Origin of the sequence: Arthrobacter sp. lap29 (assembly GCF_032458965.1) — a bacterium.
GTDB classification, from domain to species: Bacteria; Actinomycetota; Actinomycetes; order Actinomycetales; family Micrococcaceae; genus Specibacter; species Specibacter psychrochitiniphilus.
The window spans coordinates 45966-70551 of record NZ_JAUCEK010000011.1 but is presented as its reverse complement, the minus strand read 5'-3'; the positions used below and the strand labels follow the sequence as shown (position 1 = coordinate 70551).

The 24586-nt window shown below is 60.0% G+C and carries 19 protein-coding genes; 5 read left to right on the top strand and 14 right to left on the bottom strand.

What is annotated here, in order from left to right; genetic code table 11:
• Window positions 1-6 precede the first annotated feature (6 nt).
• The 7 genes from RY113_RS16640 to RY113_RS16610 form a co-directional block, all read right to left on the bottom strand.
• On the bottom strand, window positions 7-4164 hold the full coding sequence (locus tag RY113_RS16640) for a DUF4011 domain-containing protein (protein WP_315915495.1): 4158 nt from the start codon (window positions 4162-4164) through the stop codon (window positions 7-9).
• A 109-nt stretch (window positions 4165-4273) separates the two neighbouring features.
• A complete protein-coding gene (guaA, locus tag RY113_RS16635; protein ID WP_110105620.1) occupies window positions 4274-5863 on the bottom strand; it encodes a glutamine-hydrolyzing GMP synthase in 1590 nt (529 codons plus the stop codon).
• A gap of 123 nt (window positions 5864-5986) precedes the next feature.
• Window positions 5987-6511, bottom strand: a complete 525-nt coding sequence (locus RY113_RS16630) for a DUF3817 domain-containing protein (RefSeq protein ID WP_110105677.1) — start codon at window positions 6509-6511, stop codon at window positions 5987-5989.
• Window positions 6512-6522: 11 nt separating this feature from the next.
• Window positions 6523-7392: an SURF1 family protein gene (locus RY113_RS16625; protein WP_315915492.1), complete on the bottom strand. Its 870-nt coding sequence runs from the start codon at window positions 7390-7392 to the stop codon at window positions 6523-6525.
• A gap of 88 nt (window positions 7393-7480) precedes the next feature.
• Window positions 7481-7972: a PTS sugar transporter subunit IIA gene (locus RY113_RS16620; RefSeq protein ID WP_396334255.1), complete on the bottom strand. Its 492-nt coding sequence runs from the start codon at window positions 7970-7972 to the stop codon at window positions 7481-7483.
• A 184-nt stretch (window positions 7973-8156) separates the two neighbouring features.
• Window positions 8157-9284, bottom strand: coding sequence for a GuaB3 family IMP dehydrogenase-related protein (locus RY113_RS16615; protein ID WP_110105618.1), 1128 nt, complete (start codon window positions 9282-9284; stop codon window positions 8157-8159).
• A 33-nt stretch (window positions 9285-9317) separates the two neighbouring features.
• Window positions 9318-10421, bottom strand: coding sequence for a BtrH N-terminal domain-containing protein (locus RY113_RS16610; protein WP_315915490.1), 1104 nt, complete (start codon window positions 10419-10421; stop codon window positions 9318-9320).
• A 177-nt stretch (window positions 10422-10598) separates the two neighbouring features.
• Between RY113_RS16610 and RY113_RS16605 the strand changes: the two genes are divergently transcribed.
• Entirely contained in the window at window positions 10599-11216 is a 618-nt protein-coding gene (locus tag RY113_RS16605; protein ID WP_315915489.1) for a hypothetical protein, read from the top strand.
• Between the two features lie 178 nt (window positions 11217-11394).
• Here the strand turns inward: RY113_RS16605 and guaB are convergent, their stop codons facing one another.
• Window positions 11395-12909 carry an IMP dehydrogenase gene (gene guaB, locus RY113_RS16600; RefSeq protein WP_110105615.1) on the bottom strand — a complete coding sequence of 505 codons (1515 nt, stop codon included), beginning with the start codon at window positions 12907-12909 and terminating at the stop codon, window positions 11395-11397.
• A gap of 199 nt (window positions 12910-13108) precedes the next feature.
• Between guaB and RY113_RS16595 the strand changes: the two genes are divergently transcribed.
• Window positions 13109-14107 carry a DUF389 domain-containing protein gene (locus tag RY113_RS16595; RefSeq protein ID WP_110105614.1) on the top strand — a complete coding sequence of 333 codons (999 nt, stop codon included), beginning with the start codon at window positions 13109-13111 and terminating at the stop codon, window positions 14105-14107.
• 110 nt (window positions 14108-14217) lie between these two features.
• Entirely contained in the window at window positions 14218-16134 is a 1917-nt protein-coding gene (locus RY113_RS16590; protein ID WP_315915486.1) for a heavy metal translocating P-type ATPase, read from the top strand.
• 70 nt (window positions 16135-16204) lie between these two features.
• On the opposite strand, the gene groL is transcribed toward RY113_RS16590, so the two are convergent.
• The gene (gene groL, locus RY113_RS16585) at window positions 16205-17812 is read right to left on the bottom strand and encodes a chaperonin GroEL (RefSeq protein ID WP_315915484.1); all 1608 of its coding nucleotides are present in this window, start codon (window positions 17810-17812) and stop codon (window positions 16205-16207) included.
• Window positions 17813-17922: 110 nt separating this feature from the next.
• Window positions 17923-18219: a co-chaperone GroES gene (groES, locus tag RY113_RS16580; protein WP_038464523.1), complete on the bottom strand. Its 297-nt coding sequence runs from the start codon at window positions 18217-18219 to the stop codon at window positions 17923-17925.
• A gap of 321 nt (window positions 18220-18540) precedes the next feature.
• Between groES and RY113_RS16575 the strand changes: the two genes are divergently transcribed.
• Both RY113_RS16575 and RY113_RS16570 read left to right on the top strand, forming a co-directional pair.
• Window positions 18541-19413: an ABC transporter ATP-binding protein gene (locus RY113_RS16575; protein ID WP_315915480.1), complete on the top strand. Its 873-nt coding sequence runs from the start codon at window positions 18541-18543 to the stop codon at window positions 19411-19413.
• Window positions 19410-20222, top strand: a complete 813-nt coding sequence (locus RY113_RS16570) for an ABC transporter permease (protein WP_315915478.1) — start codon at window positions 19410-19412, stop codon at window positions 20220-20222. Before RY113_RS16575 ends, RY113_RS16570 begins: the two co-directional genes overlap by 4 nt.
• 182 nt (window positions 20223-20404) lie before the next feature.
• Here RY113_RS16570 and RY113_RS16565 read toward each other — a convergent pair whose 3' ends face one another.
• The 4 genes from RY113_RS16565 to RY113_RS16550 form a co-directional block, all read right to left on the bottom strand.
• A complete protein-coding gene (locus RY113_RS16565; RefSeq protein ID WP_315915477.1) occupies window positions 20405-21160 on the bottom strand; it encodes an ATP-binding cassette domain-containing protein in 756 nt (251 codons plus the stop codon).
• Window positions 21157-22245 carry an iron chelate uptake ABC transporter family permease subunit gene (locus RY113_RS16560; RefSeq protein ID WP_396334254.1) on the bottom strand — a complete coding sequence of 363 codons (1089 nt, stop codon included), beginning with the start codon at window positions 22243-22245 and terminating at the stop codon, window positions 21157-21159. The genes RY113_RS16565 and RY113_RS16560 overlap by 4 nt, the downstream gene beginning before the upstream one ends.
• On the bottom strand, window positions 22238-23215 hold the full coding sequence (locus RY113_RS16555) for an iron chelate uptake ABC transporter family permease subunit (RefSeq protein WP_315915476.1): 978 nt from the start codon (window positions 23213-23215) through the stop codon (window positions 22238-22240). The genes RY113_RS16560 and RY113_RS16555 overlap by 8 nt, the downstream gene beginning before the upstream one ends.
• A gap of 101 nt (window positions 23216-23316) precedes the next feature.
• A complete protein-coding gene (locus RY113_RS16550; protein ID WP_315915475.1) occupies window positions 23317-24297 on the bottom strand; it encodes an ABC transporter substrate-binding protein in 981 nt (326 codons plus the stop codon).
• Window positions 24298-24586 lie beyond the last annotated feature (289 nt).

Genomic DNA, 24586 nt, shown 5'->3' with positions numbered 1-24586 from the left:
CATTCTTTATCCCCAGTGAGGGGGTTTGTTCTCTCGCAACCAGGCGTCATGTCCACGGTCTGAGGTGTCATCGCCCCAGGTGTGGTCGGCATCGTGCCGCGCAATTTTGGGCAACAGCTCTGATTCAGGTGCTGTCTGTGCAGAAGTATTTTCTGTTGCCCCGTCTGGTGCGGATACCAAGTTTTCGTCCCTAGTAGTCTCCGCTTGCTCACCCACGAGCCGTTCTCCTTCTTCAGTTTCTTTCGGTGTGCTGGCAACGGCAGGTTGTTCCTGCGCTGCTTCTACGGTTTCGCCACTCTGCTCACCATCTGATCCTTGACGGCGGCGTGAACGCGGCGAATCAATCACCGCAGTCATGGAGGTGTCCAAGGTGGTACCCATGAGGGATGCCAGATCAGCTTCACCTGCACCGGATCCCATGCCGAGGTATTGGGCTATCTGGTCAGCGCAGCTCGAGGGGTCGGTAAAGACTTCGATGGTCCACAGCGGCACATAGCGCCAGCCCAGACGTTCGAGCATCTGCGGGCGGAGCCTGCTGCGTTCACGCACACTCATCTTCTGGTACTTGGCCGTACCATCGGATTCCACAGCAACGGGCACGGGGATTTCGTGGTCGGCGCGGCCCAACAGCGCCAAGTTATCCGGTGCAGCCGCCATGTCCAAGGCACCGTCATAATGGTGCCAAACACGGGCGCCCCGGGCCCGGAGCCTGTCGGCCAGATCCGCCACGAGAGGATCTTCCCCGGTTTCCTTCTCGCTATCCACTGCCCGGCTCGCAGGGTTGCCGAGTAAGGAGTTACCGGCCATTTCGCGATCCAGCAGTTCAAAGAAATCAACAGCACCAAAGCTCAGACGGCTTCCATCAAGGTCTTCAGGCCTAAAGCACGTGACAATGTGGATGTGCGAACGAGCCCGTGTCATGGCCAACGCAAATTTTGCGCGACCGTCCGGTTCTGACAACGAGCCAAAGCCGTGCAGGGCCCGACCATGCGGGGTACGGCCATAACCGAGCGAGAAAATGACCCTGTCCCGGACCAAACCAGCGGCCCTGTCCACAGTGACCACACGGAAGGACTCCGGTCCCGAGGCAAAGAACTCGCTCAGGAGAGGATGGTTTGCCATCTGCAGGCGAATTGCCTGAGCCACCCGTACCGCGTGACGTTCACTGGCGGTGATGATGGCCAACGATTCCCGGGGGCGCACACGTGCATGTTCAAAGACCAGATCAACCACGCGGTTCACCTCAGCCACAACTGATTCCACGCCGCCACTGTCGCTGCCGGGCAGGCCCTTGCCATCGGGCAGATAATCCACCGTGATGGCACGTTCGAGCCCGGTGACGGTCCGCCCGTCGGGCAGACGTTCAAGCTGTGAATCGTAGAAACCACTGCTGAGCTGGCGAATCAACTCTTCATCAACTGCTCGGTAGGAAACCGTCAGCCTGTGGCGCGGCAAAATTCTCGATAGCGCCCCAAAGATGCTTTCAAGGGGATGCTGCTCAACCTCACGTTGATCAGGAGCGCTCACCGCCACCGTAAAACTCTTCGGGCAAGCAGTTTGCTCGTCACCGAAGGCCACCACTTGGCTGGCGCGTGCCAGTGAGGGAAGCGCTGACTGCAACGACGTTGATTCGGCGTCGAGAATGAGAACCGTGTCGAAGCGGTAGCCGGCAGGGATGGCTGCCGGTACCACCAGTGGACTGAGCACAAATACGGGAGCCAGGTTGCGGAGCAGGTCCGGGGCTTGAGCACTTAGGGCAGCCAGCGAGACCCGCCCATCCTTGAGGACGTTGCGAAGCATCTCACCTTGACGGTTGCGGCCAGCCAAAATCTCTTTCCACTGCTGCGCCAAGCCCCAACGGATACGCCCGGGTCCGGAAGCAACATGCGCCTGGTCTGCCAAGCGGAACTCAGCTTCCAAGCGGCGGAGGTTCTCGCCGTCGGACATGGCAAGGTACTCATCACCACTGATCATGGCTTCCAGCGCAGACTGCCACCACGCCAGCTCCAGTTCAGAACTGGTTTGTGAGGCGGGCACCTCCCTCTGGGCAAGGTCCTCAAGCAACTCGCCCAGACCTTGTTCCCGCATGCCTTCAAGCAGCAGCGTGCGCTCGGGCAGAGTTTCCAGAGTTTCCTGCGAACCGACCAGCGCCTCAAGCCGGCCAACCAATTCTCTGGCGTTGAAATTCAGCAGATCCCCGCCATCCACAGTGCGTTCCAGAACGGCACCTAGCTTGAGCAGCTTTTCACGCAGGGCAATGAAGCTGCGGCTCAGCTCCGCCAGGCCGGAAGGCACGGTGGGGTGGCGCTTGCTCGTGGCGGCTTCAGCCCACAGGGCCCTTTGTTCATTAACAAGGACCAGCGAGGCGTGGAGGTCTGCAATGTGCACGCCGGGTCGTACCAAGTCCTTGGCATTGCGGCGGAACCGCGCCCGCTGCAGGGCAGGCATATCAATACCGTGTTCCCTGCGCCATGCGGTGGTTGCGGTCGCGGCAATCATCTCATCCGTTGACCAGTCAAAAATATCGGCGCTGAACTTATCGAGGCTTTCCCGGATGGCTACCAGCATGTTCAGCTGGCGTCCCCACTCGGCAAAAGTACTACCCTGACGGATCTGACCAAATTCGGCCACTTCGCGCATCTTCTTGGATAACTCTGGCACCTGGGTATGTAGTTGCTCCGCCAACGCGAAGGCACCTTCGGTTTCCTTGCGGGTGACCATGCGGGCACCATGCCAGGCGCTGCTGACAGCCACCTGACTGAAGGCACCCAGCTCGGCGGCGCGGCGCAGCCTGGAGCTGAGATCCTTGCGGTCGCGGATACTATCCAACACGCTGCGTTTAAGCCGCACCGTGGTGGAGGGGGCCGGGTGAATGGAGGTCAGCTCGGCCAGTGATTGCATGGCCTGGTAGGGCGAACAACCCCACCGTTCACGCACGTTGTGCAGGCTCGCCACATGATCCACCAGCTGGTGGCGGTGATCAACCAAGGTTTCGTGCAGGCTGCCCACAGTAGGTTCCACAGCTTTTTCGTTGCGTGTGATGGCACGGATCAGCTGCGATTTGATTTGTTGCGGCCCGCTTTGGGCGCTGAGTTGGAGCAACAACGAATCGAGATCGTGTTCGCTGAGAATCTGGGCCAGCTCATTGAGCGTGCCGCGCCGTTCACCCACTACCAGGACGGATTTGCCGTCGTGAACGAGCTGGGCGATGGCGTTGATGGCCGTCTGGGTTTGACCCGTACCGGGCGGGGTGGACACCAGCACGGATTCGCCGGCGCGGATCATGTCCAGTACGTACTGCTGCTGAGGATCGGCGTCCAGTACCAGGATCTCATCCTCGGGCTGGCGATCATCCAGAGAGACGAAGCGTGAAAAGTCGGGTTCTAGCTCAACAGGCAGGACATCATCACTGCTATGGCGCTGTACCAGCTCAACAAGTTCGGTGCCCTCGAGCAATGCAGCGTCACTGAGGTTATCAGTGAGGAAGGCGAACGTGGATACCACCAGCTCATGATCCACCGTGGCGTGTGGAATGGGTGCCAGCAATGACCGGACACGGTCCAGAACGGGGGCCGGATCAAAGCGTGCGGTGCTGTAGGCCAGCCGGCCCAGCGCTAGCGCGTCCATATGAATGGTGGTGTGCTGGCCCAGGTATTTGACCAGGGCAGGGTTAATTTGTGCCTGCTCCATGAGTTGGAGCTCGTAGTCGTCCTGTCCCGGGCGGACGGTTAGTGCCACGGCGGCCAACAGGACAGGCGCGCAAACATTGTCTTCGTTACTGGTTTGGGCAGGCCAACGGGCCATCCCGGCACCGAGGTAACCGACGTCGATTCCGCGGTCAGTGCTCAGTTCAAAAATCTTTGCCCGCAGCGCGGCGGCAGCCTTCTTTGCAGCGCCGTAGTGTTCCGGTTCCCGGATCAAGGTAGATAGCCGGGTCTTGCGGCCAGCCAGCAGCTGGGCCAGACCCGATGGGTGGGCGTGTGTAAGAGAGATGCTGCCGTGTGCGGTCATTGCAAACGCCAATGCGGTGTCGGAACCGGAGTATGAGTCCAATCCCGCAAGCCAGGCTTGGAACTCCAAGGAGCTCTCCTTGGGCCCTGCAACTTCGGACACGGGTGCCTTCTTCTCTGCACTTGAGCGGAACGGTCTTGACCATACTGACATGTGATTCAGGCTATCGCGCCCAGCCCTTTTTGCCTGATCGGCACACTGGAGAACGCCAAATTAGGCCCGAAATATCGGGTTTTGGCGCTCTCCAGCGTTGCCTACGGGATTACTCCCACTCAATGGTTCCCGGCGGCTTGGACGTGACGTCCAGAACCACACGGTTAACACCTTCCACCTCATTGGTGATTCGGTTGGAGATCTTTGCCAAGAGGTCGTACGGCAGGCGTGACCAATCGGCGGTCATGGCATCTTCTGAGGACACCGGGCGCAGCACGATCGGGTGTCCGTAGGTGCGGCCATCGCCCATGACACCAACACTGCGTACATCGGCAAGAAGCACAACAGGCATCTGCCATACCTCGTTGTCCAGACCGGCTGCGGTCAGCTCGGCACGGGCAATGGCATCTGCCTTGCGGAGCAGTTCCAGGCGTTCGCCGGTGATTTCACCGACAATGCGGATTCCCAGGCCTGGACCGGGGAACGGCTGGCGGCCAACAATCTCGGCGGGCAGGCCAAGCTCGGCACCGACAGCACGGACTTCGTCCTTGAAGAGGGCCCGCAACGGTTCCACGAGCTCAAAACGGAGGTCCTCGGGCAGTCCGCCAACATTGTGATGGCTCTTGATGTTTGCTGCGCCTTCGCCGCCGCCGGATTCGACGACGTCCGGGTACAGGGTGCCCTGGACGAGGAACTTAATCTCTTCGCCGTCCAAAGCGGCCTCAGCCATGATGGCCCGTTCGGCTTCTTCGAAGGCGCGAATGAATTCACGGCCAATGATCTTGCGCTTGGTTTCCGGATCTGAAACACCGGCAAGGGCGTTCAGGAAGCGGTCCTGCTCGTTGGCAACGTACAGCTTGGCACCGGTGGATGCCACGAAGTCGAGTTCAACCTGCTCGGCCTCGCCTTGGCGCAACAGGCCGTGGTTGACGAATACGCAGGTGAGCTGGTCTCCCACGGCGCGCTGAACCAGGGCTGCTGCAACGGCTGAGTCAACGCCGCCGGAGAGTCCACACAGAACCTTGGCGCTGCCGATCTGCTTGCGGATCAGCGCCACCTGCTCATCCAGAATGCTGGTGGCAGTCCAGTTCTTTTCCAGCTTGGCGCCGTTGAACAAGAAGTTCTCCAACACCGTCTGGCCAAACTCTGAGTGCTTGACCTCGGGGTGCCACTGCACACCGAAGAGGCACTTTTCCTCATTGGCGAAGGCAGCAACGGGAGCGCCGGCGGAAGTTGCCAGTACATCGAAGCCTTCGGGAGCCTGCTGAACAGAGTCACCGTGGCTCATCCATGTGGTCTGGGAAGCGCCGGTGGCGCTGAGAATGGAGCGGTCTTCGCCCACCAAATTCACTTCAGTGGAACCGTATTCGCGCGCTCCTGTTTCAGCCACGGTACCGCCAAGGGCGGCAGCCATGGCCTGGAAGCCGTAGCAAATACCCAAAACAGGAATTCCGGCTTCAAACAGGTCTGCACCTACGGAGGGTGCGCCTTCCGCGTAGACACTTGATGGTCCACCGGAGAGGATGATGGCAGCCGGGTTTTTAGCCAGCAACTGCGCAGTTGTATAGGTATGCGGCACGATTTCCGAGTACACATTGGCCTCACGCACACGGCGCGCAATCAACTGGGCGTACTGGGCACCGTAGTCCACAACCAGGACGGGCTTCTGGGAAGTCTGGGCCTTAGCGGGAGTAGTCACGCAACAATCTTAACCCACTGAGGCAGGCTCGCGCTCCTTACCCTCCCGCGGAGTGATGAGCGCCTCATCCAACCAAAGCCCTCTCGCGATTGCGGGAGGGCTTTGGTGCGGCTGGCGGCTGCCTTAGTACCGCTTGCCAGCCTTGGGGTTTGCGGCAACTTCGGCCACAACTTCTTTGTGCACTTTTGCTTCAACAAAGAAGGATAGGAACGGCACCACACCGCCCAGTGCAATCAGTACCAACCTGCTGAACGGCCAACGCATGAGCGTCCATAGACGGAAATCAGCAATGAGGTAGATGACGTACATCCAACCGTGCACAATCAACACCGTGGTGGAGAGGTTGACGCCGCCGGTGATAGGCATGACTCCTCCGTCAATATTGACCAGGCCGAAGCCGTGCGCGGCTCCCGCTGTATCAGTTCCGCCAGCCACCAGAACGCTGGAGAAGGCGTAACGGATAATCAGCTCCACCACCAGAAGTAGCAACATAACACCTGTTGCGTAGGCAAGATACTTGTAGAACTTCAGTGCCGAGAGAATCTGGGCGGGAGTACCACCAAAACGACGCTTGGGCGCCGCCTTCACTGCGGGCGGCCCGCTCGGATCCTTAGCGGAAGGGGCTGTGGGTGTTGCTTCTTTGTTCATAGGGTCGGTCACTACCGGCGCTCCTCATTCTGTTCTTCAAGTACTGCTCGGTGTTCATCAGGTTCAACGTCAGTGTCGTCGTCGTCGTTCCCCTGGTCTATGTCAAAGAGTTCATCCTGTTCACGGCGGTAGTCATCCGCTACCAACCGCCACCACATGAATAGTGCGAATCCGGCGAACACCACCCATTCAATGGCATAGAAAATGTTCAGCCAATTAACCTTGTCATTCTGATCGGCAGCCGTGACGGTGATGGGTAGGAGCGTCCCTGTTGTGGACGATGCGCCAACATCCTGTCCGTCAACGATTTCCTGCTGCGAGACAATGAAGGCGGCATAGCTGCTGACATCCCAGAGATTTGTCAGCTCTGCCGTGGACAATGCGCCCACTTGCCCCTCGGGGAGGTTGCGCGAAACTACCGGGCCTTCTGAGTTCAGTAGGCGCCCGCTCAGCTGGAGAGTGCCGGCGGGGGCTTTCGCTGCGTCACCGGGTTCTGCGATCCAGCCGCGGGCCACCGGAATGACTACTTCACGAGTGGCAGCAACACCTTCTACCCGGGGTGCATCATCAACCACAAAGGCCGTGACAACCCAGTAGCCCTGCTGCTCATTTTCAAGCCGTGAAGGAACCAAGACTTGTTTGTCGGCATCGAAATGACCGGTAGCTGTGACGAGCTGTCCCTCAATATTGCCTGTCATGAGCTTGCCAGGAACCATGGTCTCGCTCAGCGGCTGCACTTTTTCAGTGACCGAGGGTGGGGCAACGTCTTTTTGCATGGAACGGGAAAATTGCCACTGGCTCAGAAGTACAAGAACGGCGGCAACGGCCAGCGCAAACACCAGTGCGGCTATCCATTTGGGCTTTACAGCAGTTTTCAACACATATCAACGGTACTTCGTATCCATGTAGAACAGCGAATGCAGCCGGCATTTACCAAGAAAGCGTGGCCGGGCCCACACATGGGCGGGGTCAGTGGTCGAAGAACACCAAGGTGGAGTTGATCAGTTCTGCGATGACCTCTTTGTCATGGGCGCGGCGCAGGGACTCCCGGAAGTTTTCCTTGAACAGGGATCTGGCCAAGGTGGCGAGTACTTCCAAGTGTGCGGAGAAGGAACTGGCGGGTGTGGCTATCAGCAAGATCACAGTGGCGGGGCCGTCAATGGCACCAAAATCCAGGCTGTGATCAAACTTGGTGACGCCTACGGCGATGGAAATTTGCTGAACAAATTCGCTTCTTGCGTGGGGCAACCCAATACCTCCGGGCAGACCTGTGGCCATTTGGTGCTCCCGGGCGTTGACATCGCGCAAGAATCCGGACAGATCGGAGATGCGTCCCTGGGCAAAGAGCTTTGCTCCCAATTGTGCTGCGGCGTCTTCTTTGCTCTCCGCCACCATTTCCAAAATAACCAACCCAGGGTTGGTCAGTTCCGTCTCATAACGTTCCAGCGAGCCCGATATCATGAGTGCCTTTCCAGGGTGTGCAGCAGCAAAAGTCGTATCCTCAGTCTAACTGCCACGGTCTGCTCTAGGCCGTTGAGCCGAGCTGAGCGCAAGGCACCGCTGAGCGTTAAGTGCCAAGGAGCCCCGGCCACTCATGGGCCGGGGCTCCTTGCTGCCGTCAGGGTTGTGACGGCGGGATGAAAAATTACGCCGGGTTGACGATCACGTCAATGCGCTGGAATTCCTTCAAATCGGAGTAACCGGTGGTGGCCATGGACCGGCGCAGTGCACCGATCAGGTTGGCTGACCCATCAGCGCGGTGGGCCGGGCCGTACAGCACTTCCTCCAACGTCCCCACGGTATCCATCTTCACACGGTGTCCACGCGGCAGTTCATGGTGGTGTGCCTCCGCACCCCAGTGCCAGCCCTGACCAGGTGCCTCGGAGGCGCGGGACAAAGCAGCACCGAGCATGACAGCGTCGGCGCCCATGGCAATGGCCTTGACGATGTCGCCGCTGGAGCCCATGCCGCCGTCGGCAATGACATGCACGTAGCGTCCGCCGGACTCATCCATGTAGTCGCGGCGTGCTGCTGCGACGTCAGAGATGGCGCTGGCCATGGGTGAGCGGATGCCCAAGGCGCGGCTGGTGGTGGTGGAGGCGCCGCCGCCAAAACCGACCAGGACGCCCGCTGCGCCAGTGCGCATGAGGTGCAGTGCGGAGGTGTAGCCTGCCGCGCCGCCCACAATAACCGGGACGTCGAGTTCGTAGATGAACTGCTTGAGGTTCAGCGGTTCCGTGGTTTTGGAGACGTGCTCTGCCGAGACGGTGGTGCCACGGATCACAAAGATGTCAACGCCTGCGGCAACCACTGTCTTGTAAAACTCTTGTGTGCGCTGCGGGGTCAGGGACCCGGCCACCGTCACACCGGCTGCTCGAATCTGAGCCAACCGGGCGGTGATGAGTTCGGCCTGGATCGGTGCGTTGTAGATTTGCTGCAGGCGCAGGGTGGTCTCGGGGTTGACCACCGAACCCTCCAGCGCGGCGATCTCATTGAGCACCGGCTGCGGATCCTCGTAGCGGGTCCAGAGGCCTTCTAAGTCCAGCACACCCAGTCCGCCCAGCTTGCCAAGTGCAATGGCAGTCTCTGGGGACATGACGGAGTCCATGGGTGCGCCAATCACGGGCACCTCGAACTGGTAGGCATCTATCTGCCACTTCACCGAAACATCCTGGGGATCGCGAGTGCGCCTTGCCGGCACAATCGAAATCTCATCCAACGAATATGCGCGGCGCCCACGCTTTCCACGGCCAATCTCAATCTCATAAGTCACGCCCCTAGCCTAGCGCAGGCGGCGCTACAGGCATTAAATGACGCCCGCAGCCGTCTTCAGGGCCTCTGCCGCAGCGTTTTCCAGTACGGCAATTGCTTCCACCTGCGCTGCCATCGCAGCAAAGTCCGGCTCCCCCGGTGCCCCGACCACATCAATCAGAGCGTCCCAATGCGCACCCAAAGAGTCATATTGGGCAGCTGCTTCAAGCAGACTGCCCCGTTCGACGCCGGACACCGCCTCCCCGATAGCCACCACCTCGCGCAAGAATTGGGCATACAACGGCCGGAGGGCGCCGGGACCGCTGACACGGCGTCCGGCCAAGAGCCCATGGAGCATTCCCATGCCCACCATGGAACGCTGCGGGCCGCCAAAGATCCGCATCCAGCCATGCTTCGAGGAGGAATCGCTGAGCCGTTGTGCCCACGTGGACATGCCCAGAATGCCAAAATTTTTGGCGTACCCAGGCGGCACCCCGGGCGGGGCCTGCAGTGAGAGCAGTTCCTGGGCCGTCTGCGCCATGGCCGCCCGCACCACGCTGGTGGTCAGTACCTCGCCCACCATCTCCTCGGCCAAGGCGCGGCTTCCCGTGACAACGTGGGCCTGCCAATGCTTATCCGCTTTCCGGGAGCTGCGCGCAGCTGCCAGCGCCGCGGTACTGATCCGCTCAAGCCTGCCGCCGCCGTCGTCGTCCATCAAGTAGTCAGCGCCGTCACGGCCCACCACAGCCACATCCACGGAATCCAGATCGGCCAGCGGATCCTCATCCGCCCACGGCAGCTTGCCCCGGACAACACGCACCACGACGGGCACCCCGGTTTCCAGCGCTGCGTCCAGCCGGCCTTGGGCCAGGGATGCGCTGCCTGTTTGCTGAATATTCACTGAGGCACCACTGCGGCGCAACAGGTTCTCCGTGTAGGGGCCGGGATGGAAACGGGTCACGGCCGAGGCCGTGGTGATGTCTTTGTATTCAAAGGTGAAGATCATGAAGCCAATGCCACCTGCCAGACCTGCGAGCATAGCCTCGGTGAACGCAGCTCCGGAGAGTGGGTTGGACACACCGGAGGCGGCCAGAACACGGGTCCACAGCCCGGAGTCCCAGTGCGAGTAGTCGGTGGTGTTCTCATAGGCACAAAGCATGCGTTGATTCTAGCGGGGATAAGCGGGCCCGCCCCCCGGCACCCTAACGAAAGCAGCGCGCCTATGCTTGGCACTGTTCATTGTTGCTGCAGCCGGCGGGCCCTGGTTGTAGCCCTGTGAACGCTCCCCCACTCCCGTGTGCCGACAGTGGGCTCCTACTTTGGTTAGGCTTAGGGCATGACTGAGACTGAACTGCGGATGACTGACCATGAGCTCTTGACACTTTTGTCAATGACACCCACGGAATCAGCAGCCGTCACCCTGGGCCTGCTGCGTCTGGACCAGCACGGCGATAACGCGCTGTTGCACAACGCCGGGCTGACCACACTGATGGTGCGCGGGCTCGCCTCATCCCAGGGCGAAAAGATTGTTCCCGTGGATAGGTGCGCCGTGGTGGGTACAGTACTTTCCCAAGCCCAGGAGTGGCTGGAAATCACCTTGACCACACCCACGAGCGATCATGTCCTCTTCGCCGTGGGCTCTAATGTTGGGGCGGTTCTGCTGAGCATCAGCCCCTACGGCGTGCATGAGATCCAGCCTATTGAGTCCGGCCCCGCCATGCTTGAACTGGCCCTGCACCTGAGCCAGGAATACCTCTCCGGTGCCGCCGAAGGCCTGCCCGCCACCGCCGTGGTGCGCCGCCTGCAGGTAGAGCGCGAGCCAGTGGTCGCTCAGCTAACAGCCGTGGAATCAGGGGAATGGGTGTTGCGTTCAGGCACAGAATCCGAATTCGTGGAAGAAAGCTATGACGCTACCGAGGCCCTGACCCGTTTTAAGGCCGCCCTGCAGGCCTAAGCCCGGCCCTCAACGTCCCAGTTCGTCAGGTTGCATAAATCCATCCGTGAGAAAAGGTCGTTTTGAGTCGTTTCGAGGGCTTCTAAGCGACCTTTGCTCACGGATCAATGAGATCACCACGGCGGCCCCGCACCTTGAATTGCCAAGGTGCGGGGCCGCCGTCGTGCTTAAGGAAGTGCTACTTATTGAGGTAGTTCGGGGCCTCAACCGTCATGGTGATGTCATGCGGGTGGGATTCCTTCAGACCTGCGGAGGTGATGCGCACAAACTTGCCGCGCGCCTTGAGCTCGGCAATGGTAGGGGAACCAACGTAGAACATGGTCTGGCGCAGTCCGCCCACCAGCTGGTAAGCCACCGAGGAGAGGGGGCCACGGTATGCCACACGCCCTTCGATGCCTTCCGGGATGAGCTTTTCATCTCCCGTGACATCAGCTTGGAAGTAGCGGTCCTTGGAGTAGGAGGTGTTCTTGCCGCGCGATTGCATGGCACCGAGCGAGCCCATACCGCGGTAGGCCTTGAACTGCTTGCCATTGACAAACACTGTCTCGCCCGGGGACTCTTCCGTGCCAGCCAGCAAGGAGCCGAGCATGACGGTGTCGGCGCCGGCCACGAGGGCCTTGCCGATGTCACCGGAGTACTGCAGTCCGCCGTCGGCAATCAACGGCACGCCGGCCGGGATGGCCGCCTTGGCGGATTCGTAAATAGCGGTGATCTGGGGAACACCAACACCGGCAACTACGCGGGTGGTGCAGATGGAACCCGGACCCACACCAACCTTGATGCCGTCAGCGCCGGCGTCAATCAGGGCTTGGGCGCCTTCACGCGTTGCTGCCTGGCCGCCAATGACGTCAACGTGGGCTGCGGCTTTTTCGCTCTTCAGGCGGGCGATCATTTCCAGCACGCCTTGGCTGTGACCGTTGGCGGTGTCAACGAACAACGCATCAACCCCTGCCTCAACGAGCGTCATGGCGCGTTCATAGCCGTCACCGAAGAAGCCGATGGCTGCGCCCACGCGCAGGCGTCCGCTCTCATCCTTGGTGGCCAGCGGGTACTGCTCGGCCTTGGAGAAGTCCTTGACGGTGATCAAGCCGCGGAGAACTCCTGCGTCATCAACGAGCGGCAATTTTTCAATCTTGTTCTTGCCCAGCAGCTGCGAGGCTTCTTCGCGGCTGATGCCAACCTTGCCGGTGATCAGTGGCATGTGGGTCATGACATCGCGAACCAGGCGCTGCGAGTATTCGTTTTCGGGGATGAAAACAGTGTCGCGGTTGGTGACGATACCAATCAGGCGGCTGTCGGCGTCAACCACGGGCAGGCCGGAGACACGGAAACGGGCGCAAAGTTCATCCAACTCGGCGAGAGTGGCCTCGGCACCAATGGTCACCGGGTTGGTGATCATGCCGGACTCGCTGCGCTTGACCAGGTCAACTTCTTCGGCCTGGCGCTGGATTGACAGGTTGCGGTGAACCACACCAAGACCACCCTGCCGGGCCATGGCAATAGCCATACGTGACTCTGTGACAGTGTCCATGGCGGCGGAGAGCAGCGGCGTCTGCACCGTGATGCGCTTTGATACGCGCGAGCTTGTGTCAGCTTCTGAGGGGATGACGTTGGTGTGCCCGGGGAGGAGCAGCACATCGTCATAGGTCAGGCCAACAAAGGCGAAAGGGTCATGAATTTCAGACTGGGACACGAAGGCTCCTAGGCGGGGGTAGAACCATTTGCAGGGGGGTGCATCCGATGACCGGTCCCGTGATTACGAAGCTGGCCTGTGCGTTGCTTACAGTCTAAAACGAAAGCGTCCCTGACCCTATTCTCGAGGGGTGGATCACACCGGGGCGCCCATCATCCCATAGAATCAAGCGCACGAGCTGGCACCGGAAAGGACCTCCATGGCGTTGCAGATCCGCATTGTTGTCCCGGCCGGGACTGCCGACTCCGTGGTGGAGATTGCCCGTAATCACCCGGGCGTCTCCGAAATCTCGCGGACGGAAGGCGCCTCCTTGATTCCAGAAGGTGACGTCATTGTGCTCCAGGCGGTGCGGGAATCCGTCGAAGAGCTGCTGGAAAAGTTACATGGACTGGATATTTCCCACCAGGGTTCGCTCAGTATCACCGCGCCGGAGCTTGTCATTTCCGAGCGTCTGGACCAAGCCGACCAAGCCGTTGCGGGGGATGGCGCTGATGCCATCATCTGGGACGAGGTGGAAAAGGACACCAATGCCGACTCAAAGCTGACCTGGAGCTACCTGGTGTTTCTGGTCATCGCCGTCCAGCTGGCAGGGATCGGGATCGTGACCGATTCCACCATCGCCATCGTCGGGGCCATGGTGGTGGGTCCGGAGTTTGGCCCGCTGGCAGGGTTGGCCCTAGCGTTGGTGGATCGGCGGTGGCAGCTTGCCCGGCGGGCGTCCGTGGCCTTGGTGATCGGTTTCCCCATTGCCATGGCTTTGACGGCGCTAGCCACGATCGTCTCGGTGCAGTTGGGGTTATTTGACCCCGCTGTGGTGCTCAGCAAAAATAGCGCCACCGAGTTCATTTACCACCCCGGCCCGTATTCGTTCATCGTGGCAGTGCTGGCCGGGGCGGCTGGCATGCTTTCCCTCATTGGCAGGAAGTCTGCAGCACTGGTAGGTGTTTTCATTTCCGTCACAACCGTTCCAGCGGCCGGGTACGTTGCCGTTGCGCTGGTATTGGGCGAGCAGGGGCGGGCGGCCGGGTCCGTGCTGCAACTGCTCCTGAACGTCACGGGCATTGTGGTCTCTGCGGCCGCCGTGCTGTTTATCTACCGGGTAGTCCGGCGCAGACGCCCGGCACCAACACGGTACTCTGCTGCCCACGCCGCGGCAGCCGCCCGTGGTGTGGGCGCGCGGAACCCCTTCCGCCGCTGATGACCTGATGCCGTCGGGTCCGTCAGGGGCGTCGGGGCTGCCGGGGCGTCGGGCCTGCCGGTCATGTCCCAATACTGGGATTGGCGGCGAGACTGAGGCACAGTGGTGACATGAAGGAAGCATCTGCAGGATTCGTGACCAATCGCTCCGAGGGCCCCGACCTCAATAGTGCGCAGGAACGCCAACGGGGTGTGATCACTGTGTTGCGGCGCTATCCACTGGTGTGGCTGACGGTGGTGGTGGGCATCGTGGTGGCGTTTGTGCTGCTGGCCGGTCAACACGATGCCGCACGGTGGACGGCGAGCCTGTACGCCGTCGCTATCGCCTTGTATCAGGGCATTGGCATGGTCAAGGACATCTTGCGCGGTCATTGGGGCATTGACATTCTTGCGGTCACGGCGATCTTTGCCACGGTGGCCGTTGGCGAGTACATCGCGTCGTTGATCATCATCTTGATGCTGACCGGCGGCGCTGCCCTTGAGGATTATGCCACCGGACGCGCCAACAGGGAGCTGCGCTCGCTGCTTGACCGTGCGCCACGTATTGCGCATCGGGAAAACCGTGATGGAACAACCTCTGATGTTTCACTGGCTGAGGTTGAGATTGGTGATTCGTTGCTGGTCCGCCCGGCAGAGGTGGTTCCGGTGGATGGTGTGCTGCTCTCTGGCCCTGCCGTGTTTGACGAATCCGCGCTGCGGGGCGAAAGCCTGCCCGTGGAACATGTGGTGGGTGATTCCGTACTCAGTGGCGCCCTCAATGGACCGGCCGCTGTCCGCATCAGGGTGAGCGCCCGTGAGGAAGATTCCCAGTTCAGCCGCATCATTGCCTTGGTGCGTGACGCGGCCGAAAGCAAGGCACCCGTGGTGCGGCTCGCAGACAGGTATGCCGTGCCGTTCACGGCGTTTTCATTGGCCATGGCAGGGCTGGCATGGTTTCTTAGTGGTGACCCGGTCCGCTTTGCCGAAGTGCTGGTGGTGGCCACCCCCTGCCCATTGCTGATTGCCGCACCTGTGGCCTTTTTGGGTGGTATGAGCCGGGCCGCAAAATCCGGGATCATCGTCAAGAGCGGCGGCACACTGGAGCAACTCTCCCGCGTCAAGACAGCCGCATTCGACAAGACGGGAACGCTGACAAAAGGTGATCCCAGCCTCGAGGAAATCCGTACCGTCGCAACAGATCCCGACGAGTTGCTGGCACTCACCGCCTCCGCCGAGCAATACTCCTCCCATGTGCTGGCCGCAGCCATCGTGGCCGAGGCGCAGTCCCGGGGATTGACGCTCCACAGCACCGAGTCCGCCGTCGAACATGCAACCAACGGGGTCAGCGCCACTTTTGGTGGACGCCACATTTTGGTGGGTAAACGCGCCTTTGTCGCCAGCCAGGTCAGTGGTGTGCAGGAGGCATTGCTAACGGGCGGGCAGTTGGCCGTCTATGTGGGAATTGACGGCCGCTTTGCCGGGACCTTGATCATGCGTGATCCGCTTCGGCCGGAAGCGCCGGCCACGTTGGCAGCGCTGCAAGAGCTGGGGGTAGCGGACACGGTCATGCTCACCGGGGACGCCGAGGCCACGGCAAGGTTTATTGCGGCCGAGGCTGGCATCACTGAGATCCATGCGGGGCTGCTGCCGGCTGACAAAGTTCGCCTGGTCAATGCGCTGGAGCACCGGCAGGTGTTGATGGTGGGCGATGGGATCAATGACGCCCCCGTCCTGGCCTCGGCCGACGTCGGCATTGCCATGGGTGCCAAGGGCTCCACCGCGGCCAGCGAGTCTGCCGATGTTGTCATCATGGTCGATGACCTGGCCAAGGTGGCCCAGGCGGTACAGATTGGGCAGCGGACGGTGCGGATCGCCGTCGAAAGTATCTGGATTGGCATCATCCTCAGCGTGGGCCTAATGTTTCTGGCCGCGTGGGGGCTGATTCCTGCCGTGGCCGGTGCGCTGGCTCAAGAAGTGATCGATCTAGCCACGATCCTGAACGCCCTGCGCGCTCTGAGCCCGGGCCGCAGCCGGAACAACGAAAAATGATCCCGACCCCGCTTTCGGACACCGGGGTATCGGTATCAAAAAGCGGGGTCGGGATCATTGGTGAAAAACGTTAGTGCTTGTGCCCTGCTTCTTCGTCTTCAGCAGGCTTGTCCGTCACGAGGACCTCGGTGGTGAGCACCAAGGATGCGATGGACGCTGCGTTGCGCAGAGCCGAACGAGTGACCTTGACGGGGTCAATGACGCCGTCTTCAATCAGGTTGCCGTAGACGCCGGTGGCAGCGTTGAAGCCGAAACCGTCTTCGAGCTCGCCAACCTTGTGCACCACAACATAGCCGTCATGGCCTGCGTTCTGGGCGATCCAGCGCAGCGGCTGGGCAATAGCCTTGCGCACCAGATCAATGGCGGTTGCGGCGTCGCCGCTCAAGGCGAGAACAGCAGCATCTTCATCAAGTGCCCTACCGGCCTGGACCAGTGCGGAACCGCCACCAGCCACAATGCCTTCTTCCAAAGCAGCACGCGTTGCGGACACGGCGTCCTCAATGCGGTGCTTCTTTTCCTTGAGCTCAACCTCGGTGGCTGCGCCAACCTTGATCACGCCGATGCCGCCAGCCAACTTGGCCAGGCGTTCCTGCAGCTTTTCCTTGTCCCAATCGGAGTCGGTTCGCGCCAGTTCAGCGCGCAGCTGGGCAACCCGTGCTGCGACCTCGTCGGCCGTGCCGGCGCCGTCAACAATGGTGGTGTTGTCCTTGGTGATGGTGATGCGGCGAGCCGTACCCAGCACTTCAAGCCCAACCTGGTCCAGGGACAGGCCGATCTCCGCGGAGACAACCTGTGCACCGGTCAGGATCGCAATGTCCTGCAGCATGGCCTTGCGGCGGTCGCCGAAGCCCGGTGCCTTGACGGCAACAACGTTCAACGTGCCGCGCAAGCGGTTCACGATCAGTGTGGACAGTGCCTCGCCGTCAACGTCTTCAGCAATGATGAACAGCGGCTTGTTCGCGGCAAGTGCCTTTTCCAGCAGCGGCAAAAATTCCTGCAGGTTGGAGATCTTGCCCTGGTTGATCAAAACCAGTGCGTCTTCCATGACTGCTTCCTGGCGTTCTGCGTCAGTGACGAAGTACGGGGACAGGTAGCCCTTGTCGAACTGCATGCCCTCGGTGAGGACCAGTTCGGTGGAGGTGGTGGAGGACTCTTCGATGGTGATGACGCCATCTTTGCCAACCTTCTCGAACGCTTCGGCGAGCAAGTCGCCGATTTCCTGGCTCTGGGCGGAGATGGCAGCAACTTCTGCCACCTGGCCTCCGGCAACCGGGCGTGCGTTCTCCAACAGGCGTGCGGCAATGGCTTCAACGGAAACCTGGATGCCGCGCTTGAGCTCGCCGGGAGCTGCGCCTGCGGCTACGTTGCGCAGGCCTTCCTTGACCAGTGCCTGCGCCAAAACGGTGGCCGTGGTGGTGCCGTCGCCGGCAACATCGTTGGTCTTCGTGGCAACTTCCTTGGCCAGCTGTGCGCCGAGGTTCTCGTACGGGTCTTCCAGCTCCACCTCGCGGGCGATGGTCACGCCGTCGTTGGTGATGGTGGGGGCACCCCACTTCTTATCGAGTACAACGTTGCGACCGCGCGGGCCGAGGGTCACCTTGACGGTGTCCGCGAGCTTGTCAATACCGGCCTCAAGGGCCTTCCGTGCGTCGTCATTAAATGCAAGCTGCTTAGCCATGCGGTGTGTTCCTTTCACGCAAAGACCCCGCGTCCGGCGATTGATCTAGACAGGCTCGATCACCTATCCGGGCACGGGGCTTCACAAAGTGGTTACTGGAGCAAAAGCCGTTACTTAACGACGATGGCCAGTACGTCGCGGGCCGAAAGAACGAGCAGCTCTTCGCCACCGGTCTTCACTTCGGTTCCACCGTACTTGGAGTAGATAACAACGTCGCCAACGGCAACATCGATCGGGACACGGTTGCCGTTGTCATCAACGCGGCCGGGGCCCACTGCCACAACTTCGCCCTCCTGGGGCTTTTCCTTGGCAGTGTCCGGGATAACCAGACCCGATGCGGTAGTCAGCTCTGCTTCGAGCTGGCGAACAACAATACGATCCTCAAGAGGCTTAATAGAGACCGACACTTAGGACCTCTCCTTCACACGTAAATTCTTTGGATGGCTGCAACACTTTCTGCCCATGTTTGGGTGGAACCCAACCGTCGTCGCGGTGCCGGTGATGTTCCCATGGCCAGAAAGATAGGCGCGTTAGCACCCTCAGGGTGAGAGTGCTAACTCTGACTCTAGGGAATTGATTAGCACTCGGTCAAGGCGAGTGCCAGAATTTCCTGCAAAAGTACGACGCCGGCGGGCCCGGTTACGCTCACGGCGCACCGGGGCAGTCACCTTCAGAGACATAAGTTGAAAAATCTTTTCAGACTCCGGCCACGGTGGGAAGATAAGCAAATGAGTCTAGCTCCCGTGCACGTTCGTGATCTGTTGAAATCCTATGGCGCTTTTACCGCGGTAGATGAGATCAGCTTCGACATTCATGAGGGTGAAACTTTCGCGCTGCTGGGCCCCAACGGTGCCGGTAAAAGCACCACCATTGAAATCCTTGAAGGCTACCGTGATAGGACCAGCGGTGACGTTTCAGTACTGGGTGTTGATCCGCAGCATGGGGGCCTGGATTGGAAAGCACAATTGGGGATAGTGCTGCAGTCCAGCGGGGAAAGCGGCAATGTCACGGTGCTGGAGCAACTGACCCACTTTGCCAACTACTACCCCAACCCACGCAAGGTATCCGAGGTCATTGAAGCGGTGGGCCTGACGGAAAAGGCCAAAACCCGGATCAGCAAGCTCTCCGGCGGTCAACGCAGGCGTGTTGATGTGGCGCTAGGCATCATCGGGCGCCCCAAACTTTTATTCTTGGATGAACCCACCACCGGGTTTGATCCTGAGGCCAGGCGCCAATTTTGGGCTCTGATCAACCAGCTCAAGGCCGAGGGGACCACCATTTTGTTAACAACACACTATTTGGATGAGGCGGCAACTCTAGCCGACCGTGCCGGGATCATTCTCGGCGGCAAGCTGGTGGATATAGGCCCCATCAACGAGATTGGCGGAGCCGACGCACGGGTTCCGCTAGTGCGGTGGCGGCAGGACGGCGTCGAACATTCACAACGAACAGCCGAGCCCGCAGCGCTTGCTGCCCGGCTCTACGCTGAGGCCAGCGGCGAAGTTGACTCACTGGAAATTAGCCGCCCGTCCCTGGAAGACATCTATTTGCACCTGGTGGGTAAACACTCGCTCATCAATGCAGAGGAAGGCGCCGTATGAGGACCTTAGAGTTGGGCACCTCCCGAATCCTTTATGAGCTCAAGTTGTACTTTCGGCAGGGCGATTCGGTGTTTTTCACGTTCCTGTTCCCGATCCTGATGCTCTCGGTTTTTGCTGTGGCGTTCAGTACTAGCGGGAATCTTGGTGCGGCCCCTGATGGCTCCGGCGGCATCAGCTTTGCGGCTTTTTATGTGCCGGGGATGGTGGCTGCGGGCATGCTGCTCAGTGGCGTGCAGAACCTGGGCGTGGACATTGCTGGCGAGAAGGGAGACGGCACACTTAAACGCTTAGGCGGCACTCCCCTGCCCGTGTTCTCCTATTTTCTGGGCAAGATCGGCATGGTTCTGATCAGCTCGGTCCTGCAGGTCACACTGTTGCTGCTTGTGGCCCATTTCGCGTTCAACGTGGAGCTTCCCACTGCACCAGAGAAGTGGCTGACCTTCGCCTGGGTGTTTCTGTTCGGCGTGATTACTAGCTGCGTTTTAGGCATCGCCCTCTCGGCACTTCCGCGGACAGGCAAGAGCGCCACCGCCGTGGTCATCCCGATTGTGCTGCTGCTGCAGTTCATCTCCGGGGTCTACTTGAACTTCGCGCAGTTACCCGGCTGGTTGCAAGACTTTGCTAGCATCTTTCCGCTGAAGTGGATGGCTCAAGGGATGCGCAGCGTGTTCCTGCCAGAGTCCTTCGAGGTGATGGAGCCCTCCGGGAGCTGGGATCTGGGTCTCGTGGCACTAGTTATGGGAATATGGCTGGTGTTTGGTTTACTCCTGTGCCGCGTCACGTTCCGCTGGATCCGCAAGGACAGCTAACCCGCACCTCTGGACGCTCGGTTACATTCTGTGGCATGCCCGAAGCACGCTATCCCAGTAATGGCGAGAAAAATGGGAACGCTATCCCCACTCGGTGGGATAGCGTCCCCGAAAAACGCACCATTGCTGGGAGAGCGTTGGGTGGGAGGGACGGCAGGCGGGAATGGATCGCCGTCGTGCTCTTAGTAGTAGACGGCGAGCGGCCCGCGGGGGCCCTCGATGACCTGCACCGGGGTGTCAAAGACGCGACTCAGGACCTCATCGGTCATGATCACCTCCGGTGTGCCAAACTCTGTCACCACACCGTCCTTCACGGCACAGATGTGGTCAGCGTAGTGTCCGGCAAAATTAATGTCATGGAGCACCACCACAATGGTTCGGCCCAGTTCCTGCGCGGCACGGTGGAGCATTTGCATCATCTGCGCCGAATGCTTCATGTCCAGGTTGTTGAGCGGCTCATCAAGGAGCACATAGTCGGTGTCCTGGGCCAGCACCATGGCCACGTAGGCCCGCTGCCGCTGCCCGCCGGAGAGCTGGTCCAGGTAACGGTTTTCCAGTTCGCCTAGGTCCAGGAAGTCGATGGATCGGCTGATTGCCTCCTCATCGGCCACTGTGAGCCGCCCCTTGGAATGCGGAAAGCGGCCAAAACTCACCAGCTGACGCACGGTGAGCCGGGTGACGAAGTGGTTTTCCTGGCGCAGGATCGAAACGATCTTGGCCAGATCCTTCGAGGAAGTACGTGAGACGTCATATCCGGCAATCTCAATGGCCCCGGAATCCATCCCGAGCAGCCGCCCAATCATGGTCAGAAGGGTGGACTTGCCCGCGCCGTTGGGCCCTACCAAGGCGGTGACTCCCCCGGATGGGATTTGCAGGTCCACGGGCCCGATGGCAACGTCACTGCTGTAATTTTTCTTGACCGCGGACAGTGTGATCACAGTCGGCCCTTTCTGAGAATGAAGAACAGGAAGACGGTGCCACCCACGGCTTCAATAATGATGGAGACAACACCCTGGGCGTAGAACACGTTCTTCATGACGAAGTAGGAACCCGAGAGGACCACGAAGCCAATGAGCACAGCCAGAGGGAAAACGTAGCGGTGATCATGGGTGTCGGCGAGTTGGTAGGCCAGCGTGGCAACCAGGAATCCGAGGAAGGTCATGGGCCCCACGAGGGCTGTGGAGGTGGCCATCAGGATCGAGGTCAGCAACAGCACCCGCATGACCTCAAAGCGGTGGTTCAGGCCCAAGTTGGTGGCGGTGTCTTTGCCCATGGCGATCACGTTCAGCCGTTTGGCGTTGCGCAGCAGCAGGATACCGGCTACTACGCACAACGGAATGGCAATAGGCAGATAGCTGATATCGGCGTTGGAGACAGAGCCGAACAGGCGTGCGGTGAGGATATCGAATTCGCTGGGGGTCAGCAGCCGTTGCATGAAGGCCGAGATGGAGCCCAGCCCGCCGCCAATAATGATGCCGATGAGCAGCATGATCGCCAGATTGCCATATTTGCCGGAGAGCAGCCAGCCATACAACGCCATGGACAGACCCACCATGATCACAATTTGCACAATAAATTGCGGCACACCCTGAACCATGGTGACCCCGGCGGCGCCCAGAAAGAACACCGCACCTGTCTGCACCGCGATGTAGAGGGATTCAAAACCCATGATTGACGGCGTGATGATCCGGTTGTTGGTGGCGCTCTGGAAGCTGACCGTGGCCATGGCTTGGCAAATGGCAACCACCATCATGACAATGACACTGGTGCCGCGCAGCTCGGCGATGCGCCAAAAACCTGCCGACCCCACCGGCATGGGGTTGTCCCAGGCCAGCAGGCCGAAGCCGAATCCCACCCCCAGAAAAATCAGCAGGCCCAGGATAATCCAGTAGCGTTTGCGGACCTTGGCCGTGGGCAGTGACCCCGAATTTCGGGTGGGCTTGTGGGCTGATTGCTGGTGCGGGTTTGCGCCCTGACCTCCCGGCAGCGGCGGAGTGCGGCGGACCACTGGCGCATCAAGCACGACGGCGCTGCTTCAGCAAGAGCCCGATGAACACCACCGCGCCCACCACCCCCAGGATCAAGGACACGGGTACTTCAAAGGGCATGATGATGGTTCGTCCCACTAGATCACATACCGTCACAATGGCAATGCCCAGCAGACACACCCATGGCAGATTGCCGCGCAAATCATCACCGCGGAACATGGAGACAATGTTGGGCACAATAAGGCCCAGGAACGGCAGATTGCCCACAACCACGGTCACAATGCCGGTGGCGATAGCGATGAGCCCGGTTCCCAGCAGCATGACCTGGTTGTAGTTCAGGCCCACATTTGTGGCCACTTCCTCACCCAGGCCTGCCACTGTAAACCTGTCTGCCACGAGGAACACCGCAACCCCCACCAGTGCCACAATCCACAGCACCTCGTATTGTCCCCGGAGCACGGAGGTGAAGGAACCAGCAAACCAAATCCCCAGGCTCTGAAGCATGTCGGTTTGCAGTGCCACGAAGGTGGAAATGGCTCCCACCACGGCGCCCAGCATGATGCCCACAATGGGCACTGTCAGGGAGGCTTTGAGCGAGACGCTGCGCAGGAAAAGAAAAAAGATGAAGGTACCGATGAACGCGGCAATGACTGCCCCACACATTTTTACCAGGATGCTGGCGCCAGGGTTGGCAATCATGACGGCCAGCAGACCCAGCCCCGCCCACTCGGTGGTTCCCGTGGTGGTGGGTTCCACAAACCGGTTTTGCGTCAGCAACTGCATAACAAGACCGGACATGGCCATGGCTGCACCGGCCAGCACCAGTGCAATGGTGCGCGGGATGCGGGTGATGGCGAACATCTCCCCACCGTCCTGAGCACCAAAGATGTCATATACGCCGGTAAAGAGGGAGAACAGCAGCAGCACCCCCACTACGGCGACGCCGATGAGCAGCTTGGGTTCAAAAAGTTTGCCTTTGGGTGGGGCTTGCGTGGTAGTTCTCATACTGCAGGGGTCCTCCTCAGTTCTGGCCCAAAACGTCAACCCTGTGGCGGGTCGGGGAGAGAATCCCCCCGACCCGCCACAGGGCTGGCGGAAAATAATGGCTACTTGCCTTCGAGGGCGTCCGCGAAGTTGTTCAGGAACGTGGTGTACGTCTGAATGCCTTCGTTGGTGTACGTGTCAGCAGGCATGTAGACAATATTTTTCTTCGCCGTGGCGCTCACGTTCTTGAGTGCTTCGGAGCTTTCCAGTAGCTGGCTGGCAGGCTTGTACTCCGCCTCGCCTGCAGCAACAGCTGCGTCACGGTCCATGACCAGAATCCAGTCCGGGTTGGACTTTGCGATGGCCTCGACGGAGATGTCATCACCTTGGTGATCGGTGCTGGCGTCCTTGACCTCAAGGGCCGGGGTCAGGCCCAGGAGCCCGAACAAGGGGCCCAGCGTGCGGCCGGCTCCAGGTGCCGAGTAGTTGATGTTTCCGCCCGAAGTGATCACACCCATGACAGTGGCCTTGGGATCATAGGCCTTCTTGACCCGGGCAATGGCTGCGTCGAAGTCTGCGTTGAGCTTCTTGGCTTCATCAGCTTTGGCAAAGACGTCGCCCAAGACGGTGATCTGACGCTTCAGCTCGGTATCGAAAGGCTGGCCGTCTCGCGGATCCAAGTTCAAGATGGTGGCCTTGGGGGCAAGTTTTGCGAAGTCATCTTGGTACTGCGTGAAGCGCTGACCATTAATGATGATCTCGGGGTCAACGGCCACAATGGCTTCAAGGTTGGGCTCGCGGTGGTTGCCCAGATCAACGATCGACGTGTCCGCCTTGTAGGGATTGGTTGAAGGCATCAGCTTCACGGCGGCTGCCTTGAGCGTAATTCCCCAGTCCGAAAGTGTCTGGAAGGTGCGGTTGTCCGTGGCCACCACAGAGGCTGGCGGGGAGCTCAATGTGTGCGTGCCGTTGTTGTCTTCAACGGTGATAGTTGTTGCGGCGCTGGAGCTTTCCGCGGGAGCCGAGATCTCCGCTCCACAGGCTGTCAGGCTGATGGCTGCGGCGCCAAGGAGTGCAACAAAACGAAGTTTCAGGGAGGGCATGGATTCCTTCGGGATTCTACGGCCATTGATCAGCCGGGCAAGCGAATGAGTTCATAAGTTAGCGTAGCCTACCCTTAGTTAGTTAAGCCTTGCCTAAGTTATGATCTCCATCACATCGAGCAAAATGCCCTTCAGGACAGTGACTTTTGCTATCTGAGGTGGCGCCTTGAGGCGTAACTCGCCCCGCTCACCAATCCCCGCACCATCGAAGTTAGTCCACGCTTAGTCAATTACGCAACTTTGTTGTGGCTTAATTCTGGAGGACGTCCCTGTTCGCGCTGGCGGTTAG

Coding starts and splice junctions, on each gene's coding strand:
- RY113_RS16605 (WP_315915489.1), top strand. CDS start 10,599: ATGACTGAGACTGAACTGCGGATGACTGACCATGAGCTCTTGACACTT.
- RY113_RS16620 (WP_396334255.1), bottom strand. CDS start 7,972: ATGATATCGGGCTCGCTGGAACGTTATGAGACGGAACTGACCAACCCT.
- RY113_RS16630 (WP_110105677.1), bottom strand. CDS start 6,511: ATGAACAAAGAAGCAACACCCACAGCCCCTTCCGCTAAGGATCCGAGC.
- RY113_RS16590 (WP_315915486.1), top strand. CDS start 14,218: ATGAAGGAAGCATCTGCAGGATTCGTGACCAATCGCTCCGAGGGCCCC.
- RY113_RS16610 (WP_315915490.1), bottom strand. CDS start 10,421: ATGCTTTGTGCCTATGAGAACACCACCGACTACTCGCACTGGGACTCC.
- RY113_RS16575 (WP_315915480.1), top strand. CDS start 18,541: ATGAGTCTAGCTCCCGTGCACGTTCGTGATCTGTTGAAATCCTATGGC.
- RY113_RS16550 (WP_315915475.1), bottom strand. CDS start 24,297: ATGCCCTCCCTGAAACTTCGTTTTGTTGCACTCCTTGGCGCCGCAGCC.
- RY113_RS16555 (WP_315915476.1), bottom strand. CDS start 23,215: ATGAGAACTACCACGCAAGCCCCACCCAAAGGCAAACTTTTTGAACCC.
- groL (WP_315915484.1), bottom strand. CDS start 17,812: ATGGCTAAGCAGCTTGCATTTAATGACGACGCACGGAAGGCCCTTGAG.
- RY113_RS16570 (WP_315915478.1), top strand. CDS start 19,410: ATGAGGACCTTAGAGTTGGGCACCTCCCGAATCCTTTATGAGCTCAAG.
- RY113_RS16640 (WP_315915495.1), bottom strand. CDS start 4,164: ATGTCAGTATGGTCAAGACCGTTCCGCTCAAGTGCAGAGAAGAAGGCA.
- RY113_RS16595 (WP_110105614.1), top strand. CDS start 13,109: ATGGCGTTGCAGATCCGCATTGTTGTCCCGGCCGGGACTGCCGACTCC.